Source organism: Barnesiella sp. CU968 (genome assembly GCF_905219685.1).
Classification (GTDB): domain Bacteria; phylum Bacteroidota; class Bacteroidia; order Bacteroidales; family Muribaculaceae; genus Lepagella; species Lepagella muris_A.
This window is the reverse complement of record NZ_CAJMXD010000196.1, coordinates 1-5,544: the sequence shown is the minus strand read 5'-3', so window position 1 is coordinate 5,544 and position 5,544 is coordinate 1. Positions and strand designations below refer to the sequence as shown.

The following is a 5,544-nucleotide window of genomic DNA, read 5'->3' as shown; positions in this document are numbered from 1 at the left end:
GTCAGGACGCATCCACGGATTGGCACGGTCGCTCACAATCGAGTCCGGCTCTTGAGCATCTGCGTCCTCTTTCTTTCGGGGGTTCTTGACTTTAAGCCGTCCGCTGAGATTCATATCCGTTCCTTCATAATAAGAACCGAGCAAACGCGCCACATCCTCAACCGACACCTTTTTCTCCGGCTTCACGCTGAGCGGAAGTTCCGGCATGTCACCGGAAAGACCGGCATTAGGGGCAAGCTGCTGCATGATAAAAAGTTCCCTCACACTATAATTCTTAGGTTCCTTCAGATAATTGCCCCCACTGTATGCTTTCCAGAAAGAGAATTCCCCCTTTCCATCCCAGAGACCTAACTTTTTAGCAACATCCTTCACATTGTCAGAAGCCATATAGTTTTCGGTATCCGCTAAATCTATATTACCGATGCGGCTTACATTCGCCGACACAGCAATATGGTCGTCGGGTATACGCACTGCCGCCCATACTCCTCCTTTCTTTTTCGGACCCTCTCCCTGAACCTCAAAAATCCAGACCTCCTTCGGATCAGCAATTGTAAGACATTCTCCCGAATCGCCATAACCATATTTCTTTATGAGTTCTCCCATAAGTTTTATGGCTTCGCGGGCTGTCGAACATCGCTCAAGCGCAATTCTCTGGAGCTCCTCGATCATGAACATACCCTCCGGGTTGCAGAGTGTGTCGCGACCGGAGTATGTAGTCTCTCCTATTGCCAGCTGCCTCTCATTGAGACAGGGATAAGCAGTGTCAAGAAAGCGGTAGACGTGTTTCGCCTGGGGAATCTTTCCCCTTTCGGTGACACCGTCCATGCTGCCGGGATATTCGGTATGCATTCTGCCGCCGTATATGCTCGTAACGGTATCGCGGGGAAAATCGGCAGACGGCGAATAACGCATCCATGTGCGATACCATGAGTCGCAGGTATGGCTTGTCATCACAGACCCGTCGGCAGAAGCTTTTCTCCCGACCATTATACTTGTGCATGCCTCGTTCTCGCCTTGCGCCGCCAAAGGCAATGTCGATGCCGCCAACACACAGAGGGCGAATAGATTTTTGAGTTTCATGAGAAAGTCATTTAAAGTTCGTATGCATATAATTCAGCCAGAGCCAGACGCAGATCACGTTGCGTCTGCATGAGCTTCTCATATGAATTGAAATAGTATTCAAGTTCAAGCAGATAATCAAGCAGAGAAAGCTCTCCGCCGGTAAAAGCCCTGTAAAGAAGCTCATCGTTGCTGTTTTTTTCAAAAACGGATTCGTAACGCGAAATATTACCCGTCAGTTCGCGGCACTGCTCAAAAAGGAATTCAAGACGTGCGGAATATTGCAGACGGGCGTCATCCATAGCCTGCTCAGCGGCAGCCACTTCCGCGCGCGCATGTTTTACTCTGTTTCTGTTTTCCCAGAGAGGGATGCTGACTCCCAGTTTTACACCTTGCCAACCCTCATCCGGAGTGAATTCTCCGGCATAACCAACTGAAAATTTAGGCAGTCCCATTGCTTTGGACACTCCTACTCCCTTTTTTGCCACTTCAATTTCCTGTCTGAGATATGCGAATGCCGGGTTCGCAGCCTCCGCCTCAAGAACCCAGGCGCGGAAATCGGACGGAAGCTGCCTTACGGGGTTATAAGAAGTATCAGCCATTTCCACGGGGACTCCGCCGTTGAGCATTGTCAGACGCGACAACAGTTGTCTGCGCTCAAGATTCACTTTTTTGAGTTCATTCTCCATATTTGTAAGATTCAACGCAGCCTTATTGCACTCGATTCTGGTCGCATCACCATGCCTGAACTTGCGCTCGTAAGCATCCGCAACCGCTTTTGCATTATCGAGCTGACGGGAATACAACGCAGCCAACGCGTTGTTAAAAACCAGCTCTATGCAGCACCTCTCCGCTTCAAGAAGAAGATCCATGCGGCGCGAACGCAACTGGAGATCGGCAGAGACATTCTGTGCATCCGCAAGCTTACCCTTGCGGGAATACAACGTTGGAAAATCAAAACTCTGACTTATTCCGATATCTTTGCGTGCGCCGCCGTGTATTCCGGGAAGATAACCGAGTTCTATCTCAGGGTTTTCCGGAGCAAGACCTGTGCGGTTACCGATCTTCTGAGCCTCGGTGCTCTTTCCATAAACCGCAAGCGTAGTGCTGTTGCGTTCGATCTCATCAAGAATTTTACGGAACTGCCCGTCGGTATTCCCGGCAAAAAGCGGCATGACTGCCGACAGACACATTGCAAGACAGGATACAGTTCTCCTAATCATTGCGTTATCTTTTATATTATTGATTCTTATTCTCATTTTTCACTGTTTTTCTTTCCACAAACCATTTATAAACAATAGGCATCACATAGATATTGAGCAAAGTAGATGTAAGCAATCCACCAAGCACAACCACAGCCATGGGGCTCTGGATCTCATTGCCCGATTTATCTCCGTTGAATACCAACGGAATCAGGGCAAGAGCCGATGTCAATGCCGTCATAAGGATAGGGTTCAACCTGTCGATAGAACCATGCAAAACGGTTTCATTAATTGTCTTTCCTTCCTTTATCAGCCTTTGATATTTGGAAATCAACAATATACCGTTACGCGTTGCTATACCGAAGAGGGTAATGAATCCTATTATCACCGGAATGCTCACCACTCCCGATGTAAAATAGACAGCCAAAACACCTCCTACAAGCGCAAAAGGCAGGTTAAGCAACACTATTGCCGCAAGAGAAATATTCTTAAATTCGCTATAAAGCAACAGGAAGATCACCATCAAAGCAAGCACGGTAGTGAAAAAGAGCGTGCGTGACGCATTCTTCGCGCTCTCAAACTGTCCTCCGTATTCAATCCTGTATCCTTCGGGCAACTTGATGTTAGCATCCACAGCCTTGCGTATGTCTTCCACAACACTCACGACATCCCGCCCCGAGACATTAGCGGAAACGACCAACTTTCGCTGCACGTTCTCGCGGGAGATTGAATTTGGGCCTCCGGCTGAAACAATATCCGCGACCTCCTCCAATGGCACCTTCCTGCCGCTGCCGGTATCTATCAAAGCCTTCTTGACACCCTCTATATCTTCAGTATAATTCTTGTCAAGGCGAAGCACTATATCAAATTTGCGCTGCCCTTCATACATGTCTCCTATCTTATCTCCCGAAAAAGCCCGCTCCACGAACTTATGAAACTCATCCATCGTGATTCCATATTTCGCCAAAGCATCACGATTCGCACGGATCTGCAACTGTGGCGTCTCCACTTGCTGCTCCACACTGACATCAACTGCTCCGGGAATCTCGTCTATATATCCCTTGATGTTATTGCCGATCATATACATCCGGCTCAGATCCGTGCCGAAGATCTTAATAGCTATACTCGCACGCGTTCCCGTAAGCATATGGTCAATACGGTGCCCCAGCGGCTGACCGATGGTAGCGGCGATTCCGGGAATCTTGGCAAGGCGGCTCCGCATATCGTCAAAAACCTCATCACGACTGCGGTCTTTCAGATTAAACTGCACATCAATCTCCGCTCCGTTTGTGGCTTGGGAATGCTCGTCAAGTTCACCACGCCCCGTACGGCGAGCAGTGGCGGTAACTTCGGGCACCTCAAGCAACGCTTCCTCCATCATCTTCCCGAGTTTATCATTTACTTCAAGCGACACTCCCGGTTTTGCAACAGCCGAAATGGTAGCTGAACCCTCGTTGAAATCAGGCAAGAAGCTACTTCCCATGGTCATAAAAAGACCGATAGTTACAACAAAAACAATGACTGTACCTATAGCTACAGGCTTGCCATGAGCCAACACCCAACCGAGAGATTTAAAATAAACTGACGACAGCTTTCTTGACATCCAGCTCTCTTTCTCGTTTTTCGAAAGATACCTGTCTCCGGAAAGCATCATGCGGCAAAGCAACGGAGTCACGGTCATTGCCACTATCAAAGACATGAACAGCGCCACGATATATGCGATTCCAAGCGGCTTGAGCATCCTGCCCTCCATTCCTGTAAGGAAGAACAGCGGGATGAAGGCAACCATGATAATGAATGTTGCATTCAATATAGACGACCGGATTTCTTTCGACGCCTCGTAGACAACTTTCATCACAGGAAGACGATCCTCCTTAGGCAGGGCATGATTCATCCTAAGCCGCTTATAGACATTCTCCACATCTATGATCGCGTCGTCGACAAGCGAGCCGATGGCTATGCACATTCCTCCCAGTGTCATGGTGTTGATGTTCATCCCCATCAAATAAAGGATTATACAGCTTCCAAGCAATGACAATGGTATCGCTATAACCGATATAAGGGTTGTTCTCACACTCGCGAGAAAGACAAAAAGGATAAGCACCGCGAAAATTGCGCCCTCTATAAGCGAACGACCCACATTATTCACTGAAGCCTCTATAAAATCAGCCTGACGGAATATTTTGGTATCCATCCTCACGTCTGACGGAAGTGACTTCTTGATTGCCTCAAGATTCTCCTCAATCTGCTCCGTAACTTCAAGGGTATTGATATTGGGTTGCTTGGACACGGACAGAATGACCGCCGGCTTGCCGTTTTGCGAAGCATTACCCATCCTGACAGCGGCTCCGGTCTTAACTTCGGCAACATCTGAAAGAACCACCGGCTTGCCGTTACGGGTTTTAACAAGAGTGCTTCCAAGGGCTTCAAGATCAGTGGTGCGCCCCATTCCTCTCAAGGCATACTCGTTACCATAATCTCGGATCACGCCTCCCACAGAATTGACACTGAAAGATTTGCCCACTTCTTCAAGTTTCTCCATCGTCACCCCGTAAAAATCCATCTTCTGAGGATCGGCAAGGATCTGGTATTGCTTCAGTTCTCCTCCGATATTGGTAACCTGCGAGACACCTCCCGTAGCAAGGATGGCCGGTTTTATCACCCAGTCGGCAAGCGTGCGCAACTCCATCATCGAGGTGCTGTCAGACTGCAGTCCGATGAACAGAATCTCTCCCATCACACTTGACTGAGGTGCAAGCGTAGGTGTGATTCCTTCGGGCAGCGACTCTCCGAGAGCCACCATCTTTTCCGAAACTATCTGACGCGCCTTGAATATATCGGTGCCCCAGTCAAATTCCACCCATACGAAGGAATTGCCCTGCAGAGAGGCGGAACGCACTCGGCGCACATCCGTGGCACCGTTGACGGCAGTCTCTATCGGAAATGTCACAAGACGCTCCACCTCCTCCGATGCCATACCTTTGGCATCTGTCATTATTACAACTGTCGGAGCCGTGAGGTCGGGAAACACATCAACATCCATCTTTTTCGTGGTGTATACACCTCCGGCAATCACAAGCAATGCCGCCAACAGAATAACCAGTCTGTTGCGCAATGAGAAATCTATAAGCCTGTTTATAAAATTCATAGCTTCCTCCTTCTTAATGCACATGACCGGCATGTGCGTCGAGCTTGCCGGATGCCTGCGCGAGTTTCACAAGAACCGCTCCCTTACCTACAATACGCTCATTCTCTTTCAATCCCGAATGAATCACTGTGCGCA

3 protein-coding genes are annotated in these 5,544 nt (G+C 48.8%); all 3 read right to left on the bottom strand.

Annotated elements, in window-relative coordinates; translation table 11 throughout:
* Positions 1–1,080: C69 family dipeptidase (locus tag JX312_RS08515; RefSeq protein ID WP_255563911.1), on the bottom strand; the 1,080-nt coding region annotated here is incomplete at its 3' end.
* An 11-nt stretch (positions 1,081–1,091) separates the two neighbouring features.
* Positions 1,092–2,282 (bottom strand): TolC family protein, encoded by a 1,191-nt coding sequence (locus JX312_RS08510; protein ID WP_204457698.1) that lies wholly within the window; start codon positions 2,280–2,282, stop codon positions 1,092–1,094.
* 16 nt (positions 2,283–2,298) lie between these two features.
* Positions 2,299–5,409, bottom strand: a complete 3,111-nt coding sequence (locus JX312_RS08505; protein ID WP_204457697.1) for an efflux RND transporter permease subunit — start codon at positions 5,407–5,409, stop codon at positions 2,299–2,301.
* Positions 5,410–5,544 lie beyond the last annotated feature (135 nt).

Bases quoted from the DNA above. Each gene is read 5' to 3' on its own strand.
- JX312_RS08510 (WP_204457698.1), bottom strand. From the start codon at position 2,282: ATGATTAGGAGAACTGTATCCTGTCTTGCAATGTGTCTGTCGGCAGTC.
- JX312_RS08505 (WP_204457697.1), bottom strand. From the start codon at position 5,409: ATGAATTTTATAAACAGGCTTATAGATTTCTCATTGCGCAACAGACTG.